At 32.5% G+C, this 22,145-nt stretch carries 17 protein-coding genes; 12 read left to right on the forward strand and 5 right to left on the reverse strand.

The genetic code is table 11. The features are described 5' to 3' along the window. Positions 1 to 67: 67 nt before the first annotated feature. Together ABD715_RS14795 and ABD715_RS14800 are read left to right on the forward strand one after the other, a co-directional pair. Positions 68 to 460 carry a VOC family protein gene (locus ABD715_RS14795; RefSeq protein ID WP_344789079.1) on the forward strand — a complete coding sequence of 131 codons (393 nt, stop codon included), beginning with the start codon at positions 68 to 70 and terminating at the stop codon, positions 458 to 460. 8 nt (positions 461 to 468) lie between these two features. Continuing rightward, positions 469 to 1,131, forward strand: coding sequence for a class I SAM-dependent methyltransferase (locus ABD715_RS14800; protein ID WP_344789080.1), 663 nt, complete (start codon positions 469 to 471; stop codon positions 1,129 to 1,131). A gap of 34 nt (positions 1,132 to 1,165) precedes the next feature. On the opposite strand, the gene ABD715_RS14805 is transcribed toward ABD715_RS14800, so the two are convergent. Together ABD715_RS14805 and ABD715_RS14810 are read right to left on the reverse strand one after the other, a co-directional pair. Then, entirely contained in the window at positions 1,166 to 2,524 is a 1,359-nt protein-coding gene (locus tag ABD715_RS14805) for a UDP-N-acetylmuramate--L-alanine ligase (RefSeq protein WP_344789081.1), read from the reverse strand. A gap of 215 nt (positions 2,525 to 2,739) precedes the next feature. Continuing rightward, a complete protein-coding gene (locus ABD715_RS14810) occupies positions 2,740 to 3,693 on the reverse strand; it encodes a tetratricopeptide repeat protein (RefSeq protein ID WP_344789082.1) in 954 nt (317 codons plus the stop codon). A 165-nt stretch (positions 3,694 to 3,858) separates the two neighbouring features. Between ABD715_RS14810 and ABD715_RS14815 the strand changes: the two genes are divergently transcribed. The 3 genes from ABD715_RS14815 (at position 3,859) to ABD715_RS14825 (ending at position 12,367) form a co-directional block, all read left to right on the forward strand. Next, positions 3,859 to 10,368, forward strand: coding sequence for an alpha-2-macroglobulin family protein (locus tag ABD715_RS14815; protein ID WP_344789083.1), 6,510 nt, complete (start codon positions 3,859 to 3,861; stop codon positions 10,366 to 10,368). 65 nt (positions 10,369 to 10,433) lie between these two features. Further along, the gene (locus ABD715_RS14820; protein WP_344789084.1) at positions 10,434 to 10,961 is read left to right on the forward strand and encodes a hypothetical protein; all 528 of its coding nucleotides are present in this window, start codon (positions 10,434 to 10,436) and stop codon (positions 10,959 to 10,961) included. After that, on the forward strand, positions 10,958 to 12,367 hold the full coding sequence (locus ABD715_RS14825; protein ID WP_344789085.1) for a T9SS type A sorting domain-containing protein: 1,410 nt from the start codon (positions 10,958 to 10,960) through the stop codon (positions 12,365 to 12,367). Before ABD715_RS14820 ends, ABD715_RS14825 begins: the two co-directional genes overlap by 4 nt. Position 12,368: 1 nt before the next feature. Here the strand turns inward: ABD715_RS14825 and ABD715_RS14830 are convergent, their stop codons facing one another. The 3 genes from ABD715_RS14830 to ABD715_RS14840 form a co-directional block, all read right to left on the reverse strand. After that, entirely contained in the window at positions 12,369 to 12,890 is a 522-nt protein-coding gene (locus ABD715_RS14830; RefSeq protein WP_344789086.1) for a DUF4136 domain-containing protein, read from the reverse strand. 168 nt (positions 12,891 to 13,058) lie between these two features. Further along, entirely contained in the window at positions 13,059 to 14,054 is a 996-nt protein-coding gene (gene obgE / locus ABD715_RS14835; protein ID WP_344789087.1) for a GTPase ObgE, read from the reverse strand. Between the two features lie 179 nt (positions 14,055 to 14,233). Continuing rightward, positions 14,234 to 15,343 carry an adenylate kinase gene (locus ABD715_RS14840; RefSeq protein ID WP_344789088.1) on the reverse strand — a complete coding sequence of 370 codons (1,110 nt, stop codon included), beginning with the start codon at positions 15,341 to 15,343 and terminating at the stop codon, positions 14,234 to 14,236. Between the two features lie 132 nt (positions 15,344 to 15,475). On the opposite strand from ABD715_RS14840, the gene ABD715_RS14845 reads away from it, so the two are divergent. From ABD715_RS14845 to ABD715_RS14875, 7 genes are all read left to right on the forward strand, one after another. Then, positions 15,476 to 16,630 carry a 5-(carboxyamino)imidazole ribonucleotide synthase gene (locus tag ABD715_RS14845; RefSeq protein ID WP_344789089.1) on the forward strand — a complete coding sequence of 385 codons (1,155 nt, stop codon included), beginning with the start codon at positions 15,476 to 15,478 and terminating at the stop codon, positions 16,628 to 16,630. Positions 16,631 to 16,646: 16 nt separating this feature from the next. Beyond that, the gene (gene purE / locus ABD715_RS14850) at positions 16,647 to 17,129 is read left to right on the forward strand and encodes a 5-(carboxyamino)imidazole ribonucleotide mutase (RefSeq protein ID WP_344789215.1); all 483 of its coding nucleotides are present in this window, start codon (positions 16,647 to 16,649) and stop codon (positions 17,127 to 17,129) included. Between the two features lie 159 nt (positions 17,130 to 17,288). Beyond that, positions 17,289 to 19,328 (forward strand): M3 family metallopeptidase, encoded by a 2,040-nt coding sequence (locus tag ABD715_RS14855; RefSeq protein ID WP_344789091.1) that lies wholly within the window; start codon positions 17,289 to 17,291, stop codon positions 19,326 to 19,328. Between the two features lie 94 nt (positions 19,329 to 19,422). Continuing rightward, a complete protein-coding gene (locus tag ABD715_RS14860; RefSeq protein ID WP_344789092.1) occupies positions 19,423 to 19,926 on the forward strand; it encodes a GbsR/MarR family transcriptional regulator in 504 nt (167 codons plus the stop codon). A gap of 410 nt (positions 19,927 to 20,336) precedes the next feature. Continuing rightward, positions 20,337 to 20,768 (forward strand): hypothetical protein, encoded by a 432-nt coding sequence (locus tag ABD715_RS14865; protein ID WP_344789093.1) that lies wholly within the window; start codon positions 20,337 to 20,339, stop codon positions 20,766 to 20,768. 10 nt (positions 20,769 to 20,778) lie between these two features. Then, entirely contained in the window at positions 20,779 to 21,510 is a 732-nt protein-coding gene (locus ABD715_RS14870) for a YqjF family protein (protein ID WP_344789094.1), read from the forward strand. A gap of 83 nt (positions 21,511 to 21,593) precedes the next feature. Beyond that, the gene (locus ABD715_RS14875) at positions 21,594 to 22,145 is read left to right on the forward strand and encodes a sigma-70 family RNA polymerase sigma factor (RefSeq protein ID WP_344789095.1); all 552 of its coding nucleotides are present in this window, start codon (positions 21,594 to 21,596) and stop codon (positions 22,143 to 22,145) included.

Genomic DNA, 22,145 nt, shown 5'->3' on the forward strand with positions numbered 1-22,145 from the left:
ACACTTTTTAATACTTATTTTTATTGGTTTCTCATGCAATCTTCATTCACAAACTAAAAACAAAAAAATGTCAAAATTAGAGTCTCTTACACCTAATATAATGGTTAAAGATGTAAATAAAACACTGGGTTACTATATAGATAAACTAGGTTTTAAATTGATTGATACGAATCCTGAAAAAGGAGAATATGAATGGGGTTATGTTATGCTAGATAATGTAGGCCTTATGCTCCAAGAAGAAAAATCACTAAAAAATGAATATAAAGAAATAGAACCAATGCATGTTGGAGGTGCGTTAACCTTTTACATTCGGGTAAAAAACATACAGGATTATTATAGTAAAATATCTGATAAGGTTACGGTAATTAAGCCAATAAACAAAACTTTCTACGGTACCAATGAATTTGCTATAATGGATATAAATGGGTTTGTTTTAACCTTTTCTGAAACTCCAGAATAAACCTAAAAATGGATTTTGAAAAAATTGCTAAGCAGCTAGCAAATCCATCAGGTGAATTTGGGATAAATGTAGCATTAGGAATGAATTCAATGAATGCATTTATAAGTAAAACAACTTATGATTTATTACAAATTAAAGATGCCGAAAGTGTTCTAGAAATTGGATTGGGTAATGGTAAATTCATTGAAAGCATTTTAGCTTACGGAAATCGTATTTCATATACTGGTATTGATATTTCAGAAATTATGATAACTGAAGCTAAAAAAATTAACAGGCATTTATTAGACACAAATCATATTGATTTATTTAAGGCAGATGTTGAAAAAATGTCTTTTTGGGATGAAACATTTGACAAGATATGTACCATTAATACCATTTACTTTTGGAAAAATCCATCTATTGCACTAAAAGAAATGTACAGAGTATTAAAACCAAATGGCATATTAATTGTTTCATTCAGACCTTTTATTGAAGGGCAAACACTGGACTTTACTAAATATGGATTTAAAGAATATAGAGCTGAAGATTTTGAAGCTTTAATGCAACAAACAAATTTTAAAATAATTGAAAAGATTGATAAAATTGAACCCTCAATTGTTTTTAATGGGCAAATTCACAATCTATCTTCTCTATATTTTACTTTAAAAAAACTAGTGCATAAAGTTCGCTAATTTTCATGAACGAAACGTTAAACGAATATAAACCCTAATCCAAAATCACTTGTTTAACTTCATCAAAATTTAAACCTCCATAATTACCAGAACTCATTAACAACAAGGCTTTGTTATTAAAATCTTGATTAAATAAAAAGGTTTTAAAATCATCTGGGTTGGTGTAAATAATTAAATCGTCTCTCTTAAAAGCATTAGCTATTTGCTCGTGTGTAACTTCTTTAAGTTTTTTAATTTCTACAGCATGTGGAGAGTAAAACACCACAGCAATATCGGCAGCATCTAAGGTGCCTTTGTATTCTTTTAAAAACTCGGCGTTTAAACTACTGTACGTATGCAACTCTAAGCATGCCACAACTGTTCTGTTTTTGTATTGCTCTTTTACTGCATTTGTAGTTGCTTGCACCTTGCTTGGCGAGTGTGCAAAATCTTTATAAGCCACTTTAGTTTTACTTTCGGCAATTTTTTCGAGACGTTTACTGGCTCCTTTAAATGTAGAGATAGCTTCGTAAAAATCGTCTTCGTCTATTCCCATATGCTGGCAAATCCATTTGGCTCCTGCAAGGTTATTTAAATTATGCTTTCCAAAAATTTCTATTGGTAAATCTCCATCTGGAGTAGCCAATAAAGTTTCGCCATTTTCTACTCTATATTCTGGAGTTTGGTAAGCTATTTTTCTAATAGGGTTTGCGCTAGCCTCTACAACACGCTTTACTTCGGGGTCTTCTTGGTTATAATTTATATTTCCGCCACTTACAATAGAGTCTACAAAAATGCTAAACTGCTCTACGTAGTTTTGGTAAGTTGGAAATACGTTTATATGGTCCCAAGCAATACCACTTAACAGAGCTATATTTGGTTTGTATAAATGAAATTTTGGTCTTCTATCTATAGGCGAACTTAAATACTCGTCGCCTTCTAGCACCATAAAATCGTTATCGTCGGTAAGTTTTACCATAACATCAAAACCTTCTAACTGCGCACCAACCATATAATCTACATCGCGATCGTGATAGTGCATAACATGCAAAACCATAGACGTTATGGTTGTTTTACCATGGCTTCCGCCTATTACAACACGTGTTTTATGCTTGGCTTGCTCGTACAAAAACTCTGGATAACTGTATATTTTTATGCCTAACTCTTGAGCTTTTAACAACTCTGGATTGTCTTCTTTGGCATGCATACCCAAAACAATAGCATCTAGATTTGCTGTTATTTTTTCTGGAAACCAACCAAAAGTTTCTGGCAAAAGACCTTTAGCCTCTAATCGCGATTTAGATGGCTCGAAAATAGTATCGTCGCTTCCTGTTACTTGGTATCCTTTATTGTGTAATGCCAAAGCTAAGTTGTGCATTGCTGCACCACCTATGGCTATAAAATGTACGTTCATGTGTTAATTTTGATTATTATCAAAGATAAAAGTTTAAAAGAAATAATGTTTCTAATTCTGGCGGAAATTAAAAAACAATTGAAACAAAACCTATATTAACAAACCCACCCGCGTTAGGGATTGAGGTATTGTTGAAGTTCTTTTTGTGTTGTTGCACATATGCAACACAAAAAAACGACTACCGAAAGCCCGCCCCTTGTGGTAACGCCCAAATACTAAAGTTTTAAAATAACTTGCTTTTGATTTTTAAATGGTTTTATGCTTGGCAAATCGGCCAAGGCTAACTCAATATAACTTAAGGCTTCTTTTTTTTGCTTTTGATGGGTGTAAATTTGTGACAAACGGTAATAAGCCCAGGCTATTGGCACACCGTCTTTGGCTTTGTAATTTTGTATGTAAGTAAAAAGGCATTGCTCGCCCTTTTTTAACTGAACATTATACTGTGCTGCCACTTTGCCTATTTGATAATGTAGTGCGTTACGTTGGTGTTTTTTGTGCGCTGCCTCTATATTTTGTATGGCTTTTTGAGGCTCGTTTTGTTTTTGATATAGTGTTGTTAACTTATTAAAACAAGTTAGAGACCCTCCAATGTTTATGGCTTTTTTGTAATAGGTTTCGGCCAATTCGGGTTCGTTATCGTACTCGTAAACATAGCCTTTTGCCAAATAACCATCTACTTTAGATAGGTTTTCTAATTGGTTAGCATATTGTAAAGATTTGCTTTTGCTACCGCCAATAATACCTGGTAATTGCATGTACAACTCTACAAGCGCCCAACGAGTTTCTATATGGTTGGGGTCTAATTCTGCAGCTTTTAAAAAGGCTGTTTTTACATCTCCAATAATGCCAAGCGCTCTTATTTTACTTATAGAAAGGGCTTTCATGCCCAAAGCACCTCCATATTTATAATGGTAATTGGCTGTGTTTGGTTCTTGTTCTACTAACTTTTTATAACTAGAAATGGCTGCATCCCATTTTTTTTGATGTCCTTGTGCATCGCCCAAAAACTCTATTGCTTTTAAGTTATTTGGATGAGTTACTAGGTAGTTTTTTGCCTGCTCTTCGGCTAAAACAAATTGCTCTTCTTTTAAAAGCTTAGCCACTTGATTTAATGTGCTTTGACTAAGCATAAACATAGGAAACAAGAAAAATAACAAAAACTTATTCATACAGATTTGGTCGAAAACACAAATTTAAGCTTTCTTTAGTTCACACAAAATAGTTAACTTCACTCAGCCAAACACACTGTTTACTCATTTACTATTTTTTGGAATGGCTTTTGAAAGTATTTTAGAGGCATATTATATATAGAAACTGAACTAAAGTCAGCAAACATGAAGCAACCACTAATTTTATTAATGATTATACTTTTATCAAATTTTACTCAAGCTCAAGCTCCAAATTACAATAAACTTTGGGCAAAAATTGAACGTTTAGAAATTAATGGCTTACCAAAATCTGCCCTAGAAGTTGTAGAAACTATTGAAAAACAAGCTAAAAAAGACAAAAACGATGCGCAAATTATTAAAACTATGCTTTTTAAAAGCAAATTTGCCTTGGTTCTTGAAGAAGATGCACAACTTAAAATTATTAAGAGCTTTAAATCTCAAATTGAAGCAAGTAAGTTTCCTACCAAACATATTTTAGAAAACATATTGGCTAAATTGTATTGGCAGTATTTTAACCAAAATAGATGGCAGTTTTATAACCGGACAAAAACATCTGAAAAAGTGAATGCCGAAGATTTTAGAACGTGGGATTTACAAACACTTTTTAACGAAATACATTTACATTACCAAAATTCGTTAAAAAACGGATTAATGCTTCAGTTAGAAGGTCTATCTAAATATGATGCTATTTTAACGCAACAAAAAGACTCTAGACTTTATAGACCTACGCTATTCGATTTTTTGAGTCACAATGCCTTAGAGTTTTATAAAACCAACGAAACAAATATTACTAAACCTGCTTATAAGTTTGAAATAGACAACACTAAATATTTAAGTGATGTACTTACCTTTTCTAATTTAAAACTAAAATCTAAAGATTCTACTTCTTTACAATTACATGCTTTAAAAATATACCAAGACCTTGCTAAACTTCATTTAAGCAAAAAGTCTCCGCTAGCCTTGGCAGATGTAAATATTGAGCGTTTAAAATATATTAAGCAACATGCTACTTTTAGTAATAAAGATTCTCTTTTAATTGATGCTTTAAAAACAGATAAAAAGGAGTTAAACAACCATGAAACTTCTGGCTTATATGATTTTGAAATTGCAACTGTTTTAAAAAACGAAGGCTCACAATACAACCCCAAATTACATGAAGAAAATCGTTGGAAAAAGAAAGAAGCTCTTAGTATTTGCAATACTGTTATAGTTAATTTCCCAGAAAGTCGAGGAGCTAAAAAGTGCATGATACTAAAAAACGAAATACTTAAAGAGTATTTAAATATTACCACAGAAGATTTTTTACCTACCCAAAAAGAAGCACGACTTCTGGTACGTTATAAAAATATTGAAACTCTCGATTTTAAAATTTTTAAAATCTCTAGAAAGCAACATTTAGAGTTAGATAAAATATACAGAAAAGAAGAACAAAAGGCTTTTATTAAAAAGCTTAATGCAATAACACAATGGCAAAGTAATTTAACAAACGAACAAGATTACCAAACCCACACAACCGAGGTACTTTTTCCTAAATTAAACAATGGCACTTACGTTGTTTATGCTACTAAAAAAGAAGACCACGAAGCCTTTGCTTTTAGCACTATACAGGTAACAAATATTGCCCTTGTAGAAACCAACGATTATACACATCAAACGTTTCAGTTAATTAACAGAACCAATGGTTTACCTATTGGTAATGCCAACATAAAACTTACCTATTACAAAAATAACCAAAGGCATAATACCTCTAAAAACTTTATTACAGATACCAATGGCGAAATAAAAATAAAAAAAGGCAACGACAGATATAGAAATACTATTATTGAAGCTAAATATGATAACGAAACAGCTTATTTTGGAGATTTTCATATTAACAGATTTTATAAGCAGGACAAAACAAAACCGACTTATAATGCTTTTACGTTTACAGACAGAAGTATTTATAGACCAGGACAAACGGTTTATTTTAAATCGATACTTATAAAAAAAGAGGAAGCAAAATCTACACCTTTTGCCAACGACAATGTTTTTGCAACATTATACAACACAAACTCTGAAAAAATAGCAGAACTCGATTTAGAATCGAACGAATATGGTTCGGTTTCTGGATCATTTATTTTACCTAACACCGGTTTAAATGGGCAATATTCCATAGAAATATACACCACATTAGGATCTATTAGAAATCGACATTATTTCTCTGTTGAAGAATACAAGCGCCCTAAATTTGAAACTACCTTTAATACAGTAAAAGAAACCTTTAAGGTTAACGACTCTGTTACTATAAAAGGCAATGCCTTAGCCTATGCGGGTAGTAATATTACCGATGCCAAGGTTGTATACCGTGTACACAGAAAAGTAGAGTACCCTAATTGGTACTATTGGTATCGCCCATCTTTTTATAGCGAACCACAAGAAATTACGCATGGAGAAAGTAGCACTAATGCTAAAGGAGAGTTTAAAATAACTTTTAAAGCTTTACCAGATTCTAGCGTAGACAAAACAAGTTTACCCGTTTTTAAATATGAAATTATAGCAGACGTTACCGATCTAAATGGAGAAACAAGAAGCGCTACTACAACTGTTAACGTTGGCTATCATGCCTTGTTAGCCAATATTAATGCAGATTCTTACATTAATAAGTCTAAAAAAGACAATAGTATTAGCATTGATACTAAAAATTTAAATGGAGCTTTTATTGCTGCTAAAGGCATAATTAAAATATATAAGCTTAAAGCGCCAAACTACACATTAAGAACACGACCTTGGGCTGCACCAGATTATAAATTATTTGAAAAAGATAAATTTAAAATGCTTTTTCCGCATGAAGCATATAGTGATGAACATATTGCCGAGAATTGGAAAAAAGGCGACTTGGTTTTCGAAAAAGCATTTAATACCGAAAACAATAACACCATTAACCTGGGAAAAACAAAAAAGTGGTTATCTGGCAAATATATTATCACCCTACAAAGCAAAGATAAATTTGGACAAGAGGTTAAAGACCAAGTAAAAATCACACTTTTTAGTAACGACGACAAAACTTTGGCAGACAACGAGTTATTCAACATTTCTACCAACAAATCTAGTTACAACGCTAACGAGTTAGCTAAAATTAATTTAGCATCGACTTCCAAAAACTTAAACGTTACGCTTCATATAGAAAAGAAAAATAAAATTATTAAAACACAAATTATAAAACTTAGTAATAATAAAAAATCGTTTACTATTCCTGTGTCTACAGAAGACATTGGAGGTTTTATAGTGCACTACAGTTACGCTGCATATAATAGTTTTAAATCTGGCAGCCTACCTATTAAAGTGCCCTACCCTACAACCGATTTAAATATTGAAACCACAACATTTAGAGATAAATTGCAACCAGGAACAGACGAGACTTGGCGTTTTAAAATTAAAGGTCCAAAAGGAGATAAAGCATCTGCCGAATTGCTAGCAAGTATGTATGATGCTTCTCTAGATCTATTTAAATCGCACAGTTGGAGTTTTAACCCGATAAACAAACCCACATATTTCTCTTATAATCAAAGTAGAGCTCACAGTAGTTTTGGCACAGAAAACTTTAGAGTATACAATAAAAGTATGCCTAGATTTAGTTATCCAAATCTTAATTACGACAAATTAAATTGGTTTGGCTTTTACTTAAATAACCCATGGAAATATAGTAATTACATAAATACTTTAAGAAATAAACACACTTCTAAATTCGACAAAAACATTAAAGAAGGCTTTATAACTGGCTCTATTTACAACGAAAACGGAGACCCTTTACCAGGTGTAAATATTATTATAAAAGGTACAACTACCGGAGTGACAACAGATTTTGATGGTAAATTTACCATAGAAGCAAAAAAAGGAGCTGTATTACAAATGAGCTACCTTGGATATAACACTCATGAAATTAAAATTAGCAAAAACAATAAATTAAGTATCATTTTAGGAGAAGACAGCGCTTCGCTTGACGAAGTTGTAATTGTTGGCTATGGCACACAAAAAAGAAGTGAGGTAACTGGCGCTGTTGCTATGGCAAAAGGAGAAAGTATTAGTGAGGAAGCAGATGTCTCTTTTGTTTTAGCAAATAAAACTCCAGGTATAAGCATTAGAGGAAACAGTTCTAATAACAACATGAAAAAACCTTTATATATTGTTGATGGCGTTGTTGTTGATGGCGACCCTAAATTAAACCCAAAAGATATAGAATCTATTGATGTTTTAAAAGATGCTGCCTCTACAGCTATTTATGGTAGTAAAGGTGCAAATGGCGTAATTTTAATCACTACAAAAAAAGCAGCTAGCGTACTATCGCAAGTAAAAATCAGGAAAAACCTAAACGAAACAGCCTTTTTCTTTCCGCAATTACAAACCGATAAAGACGGTAATGTTAGTTTTAGTTTTACCACTCCAGAAGCATTAACCAAATGGAAACTGCAATTATTAGCACATACTAAAACTTTAGAAAGCGCTACTAAAACATTAACAACTGTAACACAAAAAGAACTAATGGTAATACCAAACGCACCACGTTTTTTTCGAGAAGGCGACAACATTACGGTAAGTACAAAAATTGCAAACCTATCTAAAAAACAATTATCTGGAAACGCTATTCTACAATTATTTGATGCCATTTCTGGGAATAAAATAGACACCAAATTAGGAAACGCAAATTTTAACCAGCACTTTACTGTTAAGGCTAATGGTAATACACAAGCATCTTGGAACTTAACCATTCCCGAAGGCGTACAAGCAGTGCAATATAAAATTATAGCTACAACAGGAGATTTTAGCGATGGCGAGCAAAATGCATTACCTGTTTTATCTAATAGAAAATTAGTTACCGAAACATTACCAATGTGGATTAGAAGTAACCAAACCAAAACATTTACGCTAGACAAATTAAAAAACAACACCTCAACCACGCTTAAAAACCATAAGTTAACGCTAGAAATGACTTCTAACCCTGCATGGTATGCAGTGCAAGCACTACCGTATTTAATGGAATATCCTTATGAGTGTAACGAGCAAACCTTTTCTAGATATTATGCTAATGCGCTAGCAAGTCATATAGCAAATACTAACCCAAGAATTCAGGAAGTTTTCAATCAATGGAAAAATACAGACGCGTTACTTTCTAACCTTGAAAAAAACCAAGAACTTAAATCTATTTTAATTCAAGAAACACCATGGTTGCGCGATGCACAAAGCGAAACAGAACAGAAAAAACGTATTGCGTTACTATTCGATTTAAATAAAATGAATAGCGAATTACAATTAGCAATAAAGAAACTTCAAAACAATCAAATGTCTTCTGGTGGCTGGCCATGGTTTAATGGAGGACACGAAAACAGGTACATTACACAGCATATTATTAATGGTTTCGGGCACCTATCTAAACTTGGCGTTTCGCTTAGCGCTATAGAAGGATCGGAAACTAAAATGATTTCAAAAGCTATTAAATACCTAGATTCCGAATTTATTAAAGAATATAAAAACTTAAGAAAATATAATAAAGATGTCGATTTAAATAACGATCATTTAAGCAACACACAATTGCATTATTTATACATGCGAAGCTTTTTCCCTGAGATTAAAAAAACTAAAGAAGTAGAAAAAACCATAGCATATTACCAAACACAAATACAGAAATATTGGTTAAGTCGCTCTTTATACTCTAAAGGTTTAATGGCCTTAGTATCGCATAGAAGTAACGATTCTAAAACTGCATTAAAAATTTTAAAATCATTAAAAGAAAATAGCATTACCAACGAAGAGTTAGGTATGTACTGGAAAGCCAACACAAATTCGTGGTTTTGGTACCAAGCACCAATAGAAACGCAAGCGCTATTAATTGAAGCCTTTAGTGAAATTGAAAATGATACCGAAACTATAGACAATCTTAAAGTGTGGTTACTTAAAAATAAACAGACTAACCGTTGGAAAACAACCAAAGCAACCACCGAAGCTGTTTATGCTTTATTATTACAAGGTAGCGATTGGCTTAGCGTAACAGACATGGTAGATGTTGTTATTGGCGGAGAAAAAATAGCTCCTTCTAAACTGGAAAATGTAAAAATTGAAGCAGGAACAGGCTACTACAAAACCTCTTGGAATACTTCTGAAATTAAACCAGAAATGGGAGATGTAAAACTAACTAAAAAAGGAAACGGTATTGCTTGGGGAAGTTTATACTGGCAATATTTTGAAAATTTAGATAAAATTACTTCTGCAGAAACCCCACTTACTTTAAAGAAAAAATTATTCTTAAAAAAGAATACCGATACAGGTGAAGAAGTAACCAAAATAACAAAAGACTCATATTTAAAAGTGGGCGATTTAGTTCGTGTTCGTATAGAATTGCATAGCGACAGAAACATGGAGTTTTTACACATGAAAGACATGCGCGCTTCTGGCTTAGAACCCGTAAACGTAATTTCTAAATATAAATGGCAAGACGGTTTAGGCTATTACGAAAGCACTAAAGACGCCTCGACCAACTTCTTTTTCGATTATTTACCAAAAGGCGTATATGTATTTGAATACGATTTAAGAGTAAACAACGCAGGTAACATGAGCAACGGTATAACTACCATACAAAGTATGTATGCACCAGAGTTTAGTAGCCATAGCGAAGGCATGAGAATTTCTATAAACAACGAATAGTTAAAGTAAATTACTTGATAACCGAGAGATTTATTAACTTTACATAAGTTTTTAAATTTTTCGGTTTGAAAAAAATAGCGCCCCAAAATATTATTTTCAAAAAACCTACACACATACTTTTAGTGTTTGTACTCCTGTTTGTGTCTTCTTGTATCGCTAAAAAAGAATTACCACAAAACGATTTTATAGCAGAAGAAAACCCTAAACTTATATTCTTAAATTACACCGTAAAAGAAACCAGTAATGGTACCAAGTCTATAGATTTTATTAGCAAAAAAATTACAGATGGTAAAGCCAGAAACAATGGCAACAAATACACAAAAACAGGCAGTATTGGCGATTTAAAATTTTCGCAAGTCGATAAGAATGCTCGTAATTTACACAGCGTTTTTATTAAAAATCCATTACACAAGCATTTAGAGTTTATTAACGATTCGCTTCAGTTTGAAAGTAAAGCCTTAGAACTAAAAAAATCATCGCTTTTTCTACGCTTACAATTACATGCAGACACAGAAAACATTATTATTTCTGAAGTTACAGATTCTTTGCAAAACACAAGACCCATATACATAACTAAATTAGATACTAAATGAAATACGTTTTAATACTTTGCGCGCTTTTATTTAGTATGAATTTTACACATGCTCAGGTTTTTAGTGTAGAAAAAATAAAAAATGCAGGTGATAATGATAAAAGACTAAACCTTGTTATTTTAAGTGAAGGCTACCAAAGTACAGAATTCGATAAATTTAAAACAGATGCAGAAAGTTTAGTATCTGACATGTTTACGCAATCGCCCTTTTTAGAATATGCCGAGTATTTTAACGTACATATTATTAAAGTACCATCGGCACAAAGTGGTGCAGATCATCCTGGCACAGCTATTGGCGAAAGTGGCATAACACCTGTTTATAAAGACACATACTTTAACGCTACCTTCGATGCCTTTGGCTACCATAGGTTTTTATACTACGGATTAGATTATGATGACGACGACGAAGCCGAAATTAAAATACACGCTGTTTTAGCCGATAATTTCCCCACTTACGACCAAGCATTAATATTAGTAAATACTGATGAGTATGGTGGTACTGGAGGTGAATTTCCCATATCATCTACCGGAGTATCTGGCAACCAAATTGCCATACACGAACTTGGACACTCTTTATTCGATTTAAAAGATGAATATATAGTACCCGATGTATTTTATGGCGAGGCCATTAACATGACTCAAGAAAACAATACTAGCCTTGTAAAATGGAAAAATTGGGTAGACAAGAATGGCATTAACGTTTATGTATATGGAACTTCTGGTGTTTCTGCCACTTGGTACAGACCACATCAAGCGTGTAAAATGCGTTATTTGGGGTATCCTTTTTGCTCTGTTTGTAAAGAAGGTATGGTAGAAAAAATACACAGTCTTATTTCTCCTATTGAGTCTTACAGTCCAGAGTCTAGCAATATTTCTACCCCATCTTTTCCTTTAGATTTTGAGTTAGGTTTAATAAAAACCATACCCAATACCATAGAAAGTGTATGGACGCTTAATCATACTAATTTTGCTAACAATGTAGATAATGTTTCTCTTACAGAAAACGATTTAAACGCTGGCACAAACACACTAACAACCGTTGTACACGATGCCACAACTTTAGTAAATATAGACAACCATGACAGCACACATATTTACACCATAACTTGGACCATCGAAAACTCGTCTTTAGGTGTTAATAACATTACTAGCAAAGAGAATAATTTAAGTTTCACCATGTTTCCTACCCCAAGTAATGGCATTATTAATTTTAAAATTGACAGCGATAACAATTCAAGTTTAAAAATAGATATACTAACTATAGATGGGAAAAAAGTAAAAACTATTTTAATATATAACCACAGTACACAACAAGTAGACATAAGCAATTTAAGTAATGGCTTGTACATTGTAAACCTTTACTCTGATGCTATATTGGTTGCCAATAAAAAATTAATTAAGCGTTAAATTATTCTTTTGGAGGGTAAGCTACTAACACTTTTTCTGCTATAGCATTTAAGCGTGCTTCGCGCTTTTCTGGAGCTTCGTTTTGTTTAAAACCAGATTCGCTTACAGCTTGCCAGAAAAGACCAATACCTTTGTCGTCTACAAAATCTATAGTTATTTCTCGGTTTAAATTGGGCTGACCAATTGGTAGGCCTATCGATATTCCGCCACCTACATTTCGTCCGCCTCCGCCTACTCCAACACCTACGGTTTGTCTGGGTGCTGCTTGAAATTGACTGCTTTTTATATCGATTAAAAAATCGGGAGTATCTGATACTGTTAGCCCTTTTGCTGCTAACTTTGCATCGAGTGCGTCTAGAAAACGTTTGGTATCTAACGGACTTAAACCTGTTTTCATGTCGCCATAATATTGGTAGGTTTTATATTTGGTAAAATCTACTTTTTTATCGTAATCGTAATTTACACGTACGGGAGCGCAGGCAACTATAGCTAAAATTAAGACTGCTATTAATATATTTTTCATCAACTTATTTTTATATAAATTTAATCAAAAATTATTCCACAGTATAATTTTAGTTGTAATTGCGTTAGGGATTGAAGCTTTTGTTGAAGCTCTTTTTGTGTTGTTGCACATATGCAACACAAAAAAGCGACTGCTGAAAGCCCGACCTTTAGGTAACGCCCAAATGTTTTAATTAAGCATTTTCCATAGTGTATCTTTTAACTCTGTAATGCCTTGTTGGGCTACAGATGAGATGAATACATATGGTATTGGAAGCTCGTTATCTAGCTCTGTTTTTAGTTCTGTTTTTAGTTCGTCGTCTAACATATCGCATTTAGAAATGGCTATGATGCGGTCTTTATCTAGCATTTCTGGGTTATAGCGACGTAGCTCGTCTAATAGAATATCGTACTGTTTTTTTATGTCTTCGGCATCGGCTGGAATTAAAAACAATAATATAGAGTTACGTTCTATGTGGCGTAAAAAGTAGTGTCCTAAACCTTTACCTTCTGCTGCTCCTTCTATAATCCCTGGGATATCTGCCATTACAAAGGTTTGAAAATCGCGATACTCTACAATGCCTAAGTTTGGCTTTAGGGTTGTAAACTCGTAATCGGCAATTTTTGGTTTTGCAGATGTTACAACAGATAAAAGTGTAGATTTCCCTGCGTTAGGAAAACCAACTAAACCAACATCGGCTAGTACTTTTAGCTCTAGTGTTACGTATTTTTCTTCTAATGGAAGTCCTGGTTGTGCGTAACGAGGTGTTTGGTTTGTAGAGCTTTTAAAGTGCCAGTTTCCTAGTCCGCCTTTACCTCCTTCTGCAACAATTATTTCTTGGCCTTCGTCTGTAATTTCAAAAAGAATATTATTAGTTTCTGTGTCTCTTACTACAGTACCTAGTGGCACGTCTAGATAGACGTCTTCTCCGTCTGCTCCAGAGCTACGACTTTTACTACCGTGAGCACCGTGACCTGCACGAATGTGTTTTTTAAATTTTAAGTGAAGTAATGTCCAAAGATTAGAGTTTCCTCGAAGTATAACATGGCCTCCTCGACCTCCATCGCCTCCATCTGGGCCTCCTTTTGTAATATATTTTTCGCGATGTAAATGCACAGAGCCTTTACCTCCGTTACCAGAAGATACGTACATTTTTACGTAGTCTACAAAATTTCCTTCAGTCATTGTATCAGTTAAAAGTTATGAGTTAAAAGTTAAAAGCTACCTTACTCTTACCTTTATAATGTTTGGTACTTAAGCTTACACTAGCGTACTTATATTTTTCAATTTAAAAAACAAAAACTAAATTTTAAAAAAAATTAAAACTTAGTTTTGTTTAATAACATTTCTGCTTTTGCAGAACTTTATAATTTATCGATTACAGCACTTAAACGTACCGTAATATCTTCTATACTACCTACACCATTTACACCAAAATATTTATTTTGATCTGCGTAATAGTCTTTAAGTATTGCTGTTTTACTGTAATATTCTTTAACACGGTTTCTTATAATAGACTCGTCTGCATCGTCTGCTCTTCCGCTTGTTTTTCCTCTTTCCAAAAGTCTTTTAACAAGTATTTCGTCTTCTACTTCTAAAGCAATCATTGCGTTAATTTGCGAATCTTTGCTATCCATTAACTTATCTAAAGATTCTGCTTGTGCATTTGTTCTTGGAAAACCATCAAAAATAAAACCATTTGCATCGGCATTTTTTTCTACCTCGGCATTTAACATGTCTATTGTTACTTGGTCTGGAACTAACTCGCCTTTATCTATAAAAGATTTAGCTAACATGCCTAATGCGGTTTCGTTTTTAATGTTAAATCTAAAAACATCGCCAGTAGATATGTGTACTAAATTATACTTCTCTTTTAAGAAATTAGCTTGCGTTCCTTTACCCGCACCTGGAGGGCCAAATAATACTAAATTTGTCATGTGTTGTGTTTCTTTTATTTGATAAACTTCTGGTAAATTTCTCCCTAACCCATCATAATCTAGACCGTAGCCCACTATAAATTTATTAGGAATTTCTATACCAACATAATGTAATTTAAAATCTTTTTTATAAGCTTCTGGCTTGTAGAAAAGGGTTGCTATTTTTAACGATTTAACCTTTTCGTTTTTAAAAATTCTATGTACTTCGGCCAGCGTGTTACCTGTATCAATAATATCTTCAAGTATAATTACAGTTCTATCTGTTAAATCTTGAGTAATGCCAATTAAACGCTGAATGTCTTCGGTCGATTTTACACCTTCGTACGATGCTAACTTTATAAAAGTAACCTCGCATGGCTTTGGATATTTTTTAACAAAATCGCTTACAACCATAAACGACCCATTAAGTATACCTATAAACACAGGGATTTCGTCTCCTACATCTTCAGCTATTTCCTTTGCCAGTCGCTGCATAACCTCATCAATTTGTTGTGCAGGAATAAAGGGTTTAAAATATTTATCGTGTAGCTTTATCACGGGTTCTAAATTTTCAAAGATGCAAAGATAATCAATAGATTAAGGAATAACGATTTTTTGATTATATGATTTAGGGACTAATTAATATTTAAGTGTATTTTTGCGTAACATTAGTTAATTAAACAATTAAAAATGAATTATTTTTCTTCAAATTTTAAACTAGGTATTCTTGGTGGTGGCCAATTAGGCAAAATGATATTAAACGATACTAGAAAATTTGATATTTATACCTGTGTTTTAGACAACAGCGAAGAAGCACCATGTAAACTAGCTAGTAACGAATTTTACTTAGGCGATTTAATGGATTTTGATGCTGTTTACAATTTTGGAAAACAAGTTGATGTTTTAACTTTTGAAATAGAAAATGTAAATGTAGATGCGCTTGAAGCTCTTGAAAAGGAAGGTGTAAAAGTTTATCCGTCGTCTAAAACATTACGTACTATTCAAAATAAAGCAACTCAAAAAATATTTTACACAGATAATAATTTACCAACTGCTCCATTTTCGAGGTTTGCTTACACATCTAAAATTAAAGATGCTATAAACCATGGCAAATTAACTTTACCTTTTGTTTGGAAAAGCGCACAGTTTGGCTACGATGGTACAGGTGTTAAAATTGTAAAATCTGTTAGCGATTTAGAGCATTTACCAAATGTAGAGTGTATTGCAGAAAACTTAGTGCCTTTTAAAAACGAATTGGCAGTAATTGTAGTTAGAACACCATCTGGCGACACAAAAACATACCCTGTTGTAGAAATGGAATTTCACCCAGAAGCCAACCAAGTAGAATATGTTATTTGCCCTGCTAGAATAGACGATGTTGTTGCAAAAAAGGCTCAAAATATTGCTTTAAAAGCATCTAAAGCATTTAACCATGTTGGCCTTTTAGCTGTAGAAATGTTTCAAACAGAAAACGACGATATTTTAATTAACGAAGTAGCTCCTAGGCCTCATAATTCTGGGCACCAAACTATAGAAGCCAGTTACACCTCTCAATTTGAACAACACCTTAGAGCCATTTTAGATTTACCTCTAGGAAGAACTGATAGCAAAGTAGGTGGCGTTATGGTAAACCTTGTTGGTGCTGAAGGCTATACAGGCAACGTGATTTACAAAAACATTGACAAAATAATGAATATGGATGGAGTTACACCTCATATTTATGGCAAAAAACAAACTAGACCATTTAGAAAAATGGGCCACGTTACCATTGTAAACGAAGATTTAAATGAAGCTAGAAAGGTTGCTGAGGCAGTTAAAAAAGCTATTAAAGTTATAAGTGAATAATTCTCAAAAAAAAGACATGAGTAAAATAGGTATTATTATGGGAAGCAAAAGTGATCTTCCTATTATGAAGGATGCTGTAGACATCTTAAAAGGTTTTGATATTGAAGTTGAAGTCGATATTGTTTCGGCTCACAGAACACCCGAAAAATTATTTGATTACGGTAAAAACGCCCACACCAAAGGCTATTCTGTTATTATCGCTGGAGCAGGTGGTGCAGCACATTTACCAGGCATGATTGCTTCTTTATCGCCATTACCTGTTATAGGTGTACCTATTAAAAGCAGCAATTCTATTGATGGTTGGGATTCTGTTTTATCCATTCTACAAATGCCAGGAGGTGTTCCTGTTGCAACTGTTGCTTTAAACGGAGCAAAGAACGCTGGTATTTTAGCTGCTCAAATTATAGGATCTAGCGATAAATGTGTATTAGACAAAGTAATAGCTTACAAAGAAGGCTTAAAAATAATGGTGCATAAATCAGCAGAAGATTTAAAATAAAAAAACCTCGAATAAATTCGAGGTTTCCGTAGCTATTAACAATAATTCATTAGAGCTATGAGATAACTCCTCGAAAAATCTGTGCAAATATATATAATATATTCAATATATCAGTATATTTTTAAGTAAAATTTAACATTTCTTTGATATTCTAAGATTATGACAAAAAACATATTACTTCAAAAATTTAAAACAACATACAATACAGCGCCCTTTTCTCAAATAAAAAACGAAGACTACCTACCTGCCTTTAAACAAGCTATTGAAGATGCAAGAGCAGAAATAGACGCGATAACAAACAATTCTGAACCTGCTACTTTTCAAAATACAATAGAGGCTTTAGATTTTTCTGGAGAGCAATTAGATAGAATATCTTCTATCTTTTTTAATTTAAACTCTGCCGAAACAAACGAAACAATTCAAAAAATAGCACAAGAAATATCGCCTTTATTATCTGAGTTTGGAAACGATATTACTTTAAACGAAGGATTATTTAAACGTGTAAAAGCTGTTTACTCAAAAAAAGACTCCCTTTCTTTATCTACCGAACAACAAACACTTCTTGATAAAAAATATAAGAGTTTTTCTAGAAATGGAGCTAATTTAACTGAAGACAAAAAAGAAAAGCTAAGAGAAATAGACAAAAAACTAAGTCAGTTAAGTCTTAAATTTGGAGAAAATGTATTAGCCGAAACAAATAAGTTTGAAATGCTTATTACAAATGAATCTGATTTATCGGGTTTACCAGAAGGCACCAAAGAAGCTGCTAAACAACTAGCAGAATCTAAAGAAAAAGATGGTTGGTTATTTACTTTAGATTACCCTAGCTATATTCCGTTTGTAACTTATGCAGACAACAGAGAACTTAGAAAAAAACTTACACTTGCAGCAGGAAGTAAAGCGTTTAAAAATGATGACTTAGACAATCAAGACATTGTTTTACAAATTACAAAATTAAGACATAATCGAGCTAATCTTTTAGGTTACAAAACACACGCCCATTTTGTATTGGAAGAGCGCATGGCGCAAACTCCAGAAACTGTTTTAAACTTTTCGAACGAACTGTTAGAAAAAGCAAAACCTGCTGCCAAAGCAGAATTTAAAAACCTAGAGAACTTTGCTAAAGAACTTGATAATATTGATAGATTAGAAAAGTGGGATGGCTCTTATTACTCTGAAAAACTAAAGCAAAAGCTATTTAGTTTAGATGATGAAAAACTAAAGCCTTATTTTAAATTAGAAAATGTAATTGATGGTGCTTTTGCTGTGGCCAATAAACTTTTCGATTTAAAATTTGAAGAAATTGACACTATAGATAAATACCATCAAGATGTATTAACATACAAAGTGACTAATAAAAATGGCAACTTAATTGCTTTATTTTATGCCGACTTTTTCCCTAGATCAGGAAAAAGAAATGGCGCATGGATGACCTCTTACAAACCTCAATTTGTTAAAAACGAAGAAGACAACAGACCTCATGTTTCTATTGTTTGTAACTTTACAAAACCAACAAAAAGCAAACCATCACTTTTAACGTTTAACGAGGTTACTACCTTATTCCACGAATTTGGACACGCACTACACGGTATGCTTGCCAATACAGTATACCCTAGCTTATCTGGAACTAGCGTATTTTGGGATTTTGTAGAGCTACCAAGTCAAATACTAGAAAACTGGTGTTACGAAAAAGAAGCGTTAGAGTTATTTGCAAGACATTACGAAACCAACGAAGTAATACCTATGGAATTGGTTAATAAAATAAAAGAGTCGGCTACATTTCACGAAGGTATGCAAACGCTTCGCCAATTAAGCTTCGGGCTATTAGACATGAGTTGGCACGCTAACGAAAACCCAGAATCTATAGAATCTGTTAAAGCTCACGAAACACATGTTTTTAAAAATACATCGCTTTATCCTGAAACACAAGAGACTTGTATGAGTACTGCATTTTCTCATATTTTTCAAGGCGGATATTCTTCTGGATATTACAGCTACAAATGGGCAGAAGTTTTAGATGCAGATGCTTTTGAATACTTTAAAGAGGCAGGAATATTTAACAAAGACGTGGCTACTAAATTTAAAGACCATGTATTGTCGCAAGGTGGAACAGAAAACCCGATGACGCTTTACAAACGTTTTAGAGGTCAAGAACCAAAACCAGAAGCGTTGTTAAAGCGTGCTGGATTGTTAAAATAAGAATTAAAAGGTTGAATGTTACAATTCAGCCTTTTAAATTAAAATAAACTTTCAATAATTACTGAAAGTTTAAAAATTTTAATATATTTACACCATGGAATACGAAGAAGCAAAAGAAAAATTTATTACAACCTGGGGGAGTTTAGGCTCTTTATGGGGTATAAATAAAGCTATGGCACAAATACAATCGCTTCTTTTTATTTCTACAAAACCTCTTTCTATGGAAGAGATTATGGAAGAACTTCAAATTTCGAGAGGAAACACAAGTATGAATCTGCGCCAGTTAATGGATTGGGGCATTGTAACAAAAGAATCTGTACGCGGAGAGCGCAAAGATTTTTTTACCACAGAAAAAAATGTACAAGAATTAGCAAGACATATTGCAAAAGAACGAAGCAGACGAGAAATAAAACCTGTAATTAAAATTTTAAAAGATGTTAGCTCTATTAAAGACGATGGTACAGCCAAAACAAAAGAATTAATAAAACAAACTAAAGCATTACACGATTTAACCGAAAATGCTGATGCTATAATTAATAAGTTAGTTAGTCAAGAACAAAACTGGATAACTAAATCTTTAATCAAACTATTTAAATAAAAAATTTAAATATAACTTTCAATAGTTTCTGAAAGTTTAAAACATACAAGAAAAATGAAACTAATACACTATATAAATGCCACGGTCTATTCAATATTTTTTATTTTATCTACAAGTAGTTTTTTAAGCTCTGGCAAAACCGATTTCTTAATTCTAGCCCATATAACTCTTGGTATACTACAACCCATTTTAGCTTTAATACTATTAACATATTTAGGTATAATTAGCTCATTTAAAAAAAAGCTATTAGCTATCTATTGGCTAATTGTTATATCATTTTTTGTTATAATCACCTTTATAAGCACTCTAAATTTAGACTCTAAGCTAATCTTTCAATGCTTCTCTTGCCTACCTGCTTTAATAGCCACCTACTTTGTATATGTTACTTACAAAATAAACATTAAATAATTATGAAACTACAAATTCCCTATTGGTTAATTATTTTATCTGGATGTGGACAAATATTCACTGCAATAATTTACCCATATATAAGACACAAAGTTTTCGATTGGTATAATGATGTTAAGCAATTAAAACCGCTTAATCAAGAAATTGCAAAAACATACGGTCGCTATATTCAAGGATTAAATTTTTCTTTTGGTGTTATTACTATTCTAATACCAAAAGATCTTCAAAACCAATCGAATTTAGCTATAGCCATAACAACATTAATTGCAAGTTATTGGGTTGGCAAAGTCGCTACTCAAATTGCTTATTATCCTATGTATTCTATACCTCAAAAAAGAATATTTAAAATAGGTAGTTATGGAATGAATATGCTCTTTTTATTATTTGCTTTGGTATTTACTCTTCTATCTATCATTAATATTTTCAAACTTTAAAACTATTTTTATGGCAACATCTAACATATTTATGACAGGAAATTGGAAAAATTTAATTATGTCTACATACCAAGTAAACAGTAAAATACTAGAACCCTATTTGCCAAAAGACACAGAAATAGACTTATACAAAGGTAAAGCACTAATAAGCATGGTTGCCTTTACGTTTTCTAAAGTGCGCTTTTTTGGTATTCCTGTTCCTTTTCATCAGGAATTTGGACAAATTAATTTTCGCTTTTATGTAAAATCTAAAATCGACGGAAGTAAAGGTGTTGTTTTTATTAAAGAGTTTGCTCCGAAACCACTTATTGCCTGGGTTGGAAATTTAATATATAACGAGCCTTACCATTATAAAAAAATATACTTTAACATTACTAAAAAGAGCAATAACGCAACTATTAGGTACACACATAAAACAATAAAAATAGTAGCAAAAAACACCTTAAAAACACAAAAATTAAAACCAGAATCTATAAACCATTTTGTGGTAGATAGATATATTGCATTTATAAAAAACAGCAAGAAAAAAACGGTTAAGTACACTATAAACCATAAACCTTGGCTGTTAATACAAACTAAAACCATTACTGTTAATAATAAAATTCTAGATTTATTACCATCTAAATTTAAAGAGGCAAAACACATAACATCTTGTTTTGTAGATGGCTCTTATGTTACTGTTGCTAAAGGCGTATTACAACCCACGTTTTTAAAACAAAAAAGTCTTGTTGTAACTACATAGCAAACCTACATTTTAAATGATTTTGGAATAAAAACAGTTTTTAATTATTTTATGCTATTTTTGAAAAAAACAATTGTTTATCAATGCCAAACCATAAAATAAATCCTAATAAATGGATTGATTTATATTCTGATTATCTTTTTAACTATACTATATCTCGTGTAAGTGATAGAGAAATAGCTCAAGATCTTGTTCAAGATACTTTTTTAGCAGGTTTAAAATCTATGAAGAATTTTAAAGGTGAAGCTAGCGAGCGCACTTGGCTTATCTCTATTTTAAAAAGAAAAATTATAGATCATTACAGAAAAATAAATTCTAAAAAAGGTAAAGCCGAAGTTAGAATGACCTATTCTGGTGAAGAAAATGAAGGTGATTGGCTAGAAGAACGTGTTGCAGACCCTTTTGATAAAACTGCTGAAGACACTATAGAAAATGAAGAGTTAAGCAGCGCTATTTATAATTGTTTAGACAAACTCCCTAAAAAACAATCTGATGTTTTTAAAATGAAAACCATTTTAAATTACGAAACAGAAGTTATTTGTAATGAACTAAATATCACTGCGTCTAATCTTTGGGTAATTATTCACAGAGCAAGAACAGCAATGGCTAATTGCCTTGAAGAAAATTGGTTTTAA

The organism is Postechiella marina (genome assembly GCF_039538365.1).
Lineage (GTDB): Bacteria > Bacteroidota > Bacteroidia > Flavobacteriales > Flavobacteriaceae > Postechiella > Postechiella marina.

Coding starts and splice junctions, on each gene's coding strand:
- ABD715_RS14795 (WP_344789079.1), top strand. CDS start 68: ATGTCAAAATTAGAGTCTCTTACACCTAATATAATGGTTAAAGATGTA.
- ABD715_RS14800 (WP_344789080.1), top strand. CDS start 469: ATGGATTTTGAAAAAATTGCTAAGCAGCTAGCAAATCCATCAGGTGAA.
- ABD715_RS14805 (WP_344789081.1), bottom strand. CDS start 2,524: ATGAACGTACATTTTATAGCCATAGGTGGTGCAGCAATGCACAACTTA.
- ABD715_RS14810 (WP_344789082.1), bottom strand. CDS start 3,693: ATGAATAAGTTTTTGTTATTTTTCTTGTTTCCTATGTTTATGCTTAGT.
- ABD715_RS14815 (WP_344789083.1), top strand. CDS start 3,859: ATGAAGCAACCACTAATTTTATTAATGATTATACTTTTATCAAATTTT.
- ABD715_RS14825 (WP_344789085.1), top strand. CDS start 10,958: ATGAAATACGTTTTAATACTTTGCGCGCTTTTATTTAGTATGAATTTT.
- ABD715_RS14830 (WP_344789086.1), bottom strand. CDS start 12,890: ATGAAAAATATATTAATAGCAGTCTTAATTTTAGCTATAGTTGCCTGC.
- obgE (WP_344789087.1), bottom strand. CDS start 14,054: ATGACTGAAGGAAATTTTGTAGACTACGTAAAAATGTACGTATCTTCT.
- ABD715_RS14845 (WP_344789089.1), top strand. CDS start 15,476: ATGAATTATTTTTCTTCAAATTTTAAACTAGGTATTCTTGGTGGTGGC.
- purE (WP_344789215.1), top strand. CDS start 16,647: ATGAGTAAAATAGGTATTATTATGGGAAGCAAAAGTGATCTTCCTATT.
- ABD715_RS14855 (WP_344789091.1), top strand. CDS start 17,289: ATGACAAAAAACATATTACTTCAAAAATTTAAAACAACATACAATACA.
- ABD715_RS14860 (WP_344789092.1), top strand. CDS start 19,423: ATGGAATACGAAGAAGCAAAAGAAAAATTTATTACAACCTGGGGGAGT.
- ABD715_RS14865 (WP_344789093.1), top strand. CDS start 20,337: ATGAAACTACAAATTCCCTATTGGTTAATTATTTTATCTGGATGTGGA.
- ABD715_RS14870 (WP_344789094.1), top strand. CDS start 20,779: ATGGCAACATCTAACATATTTATGACAGGAAATTGGAAAAATTTAATT.
- ABD715_RS14875 (WP_344789095.1), top strand. CDS start 21,594: ATGCCAAACCATAAAATAAATCCTAATAAATGGATTGATTTATATTCT.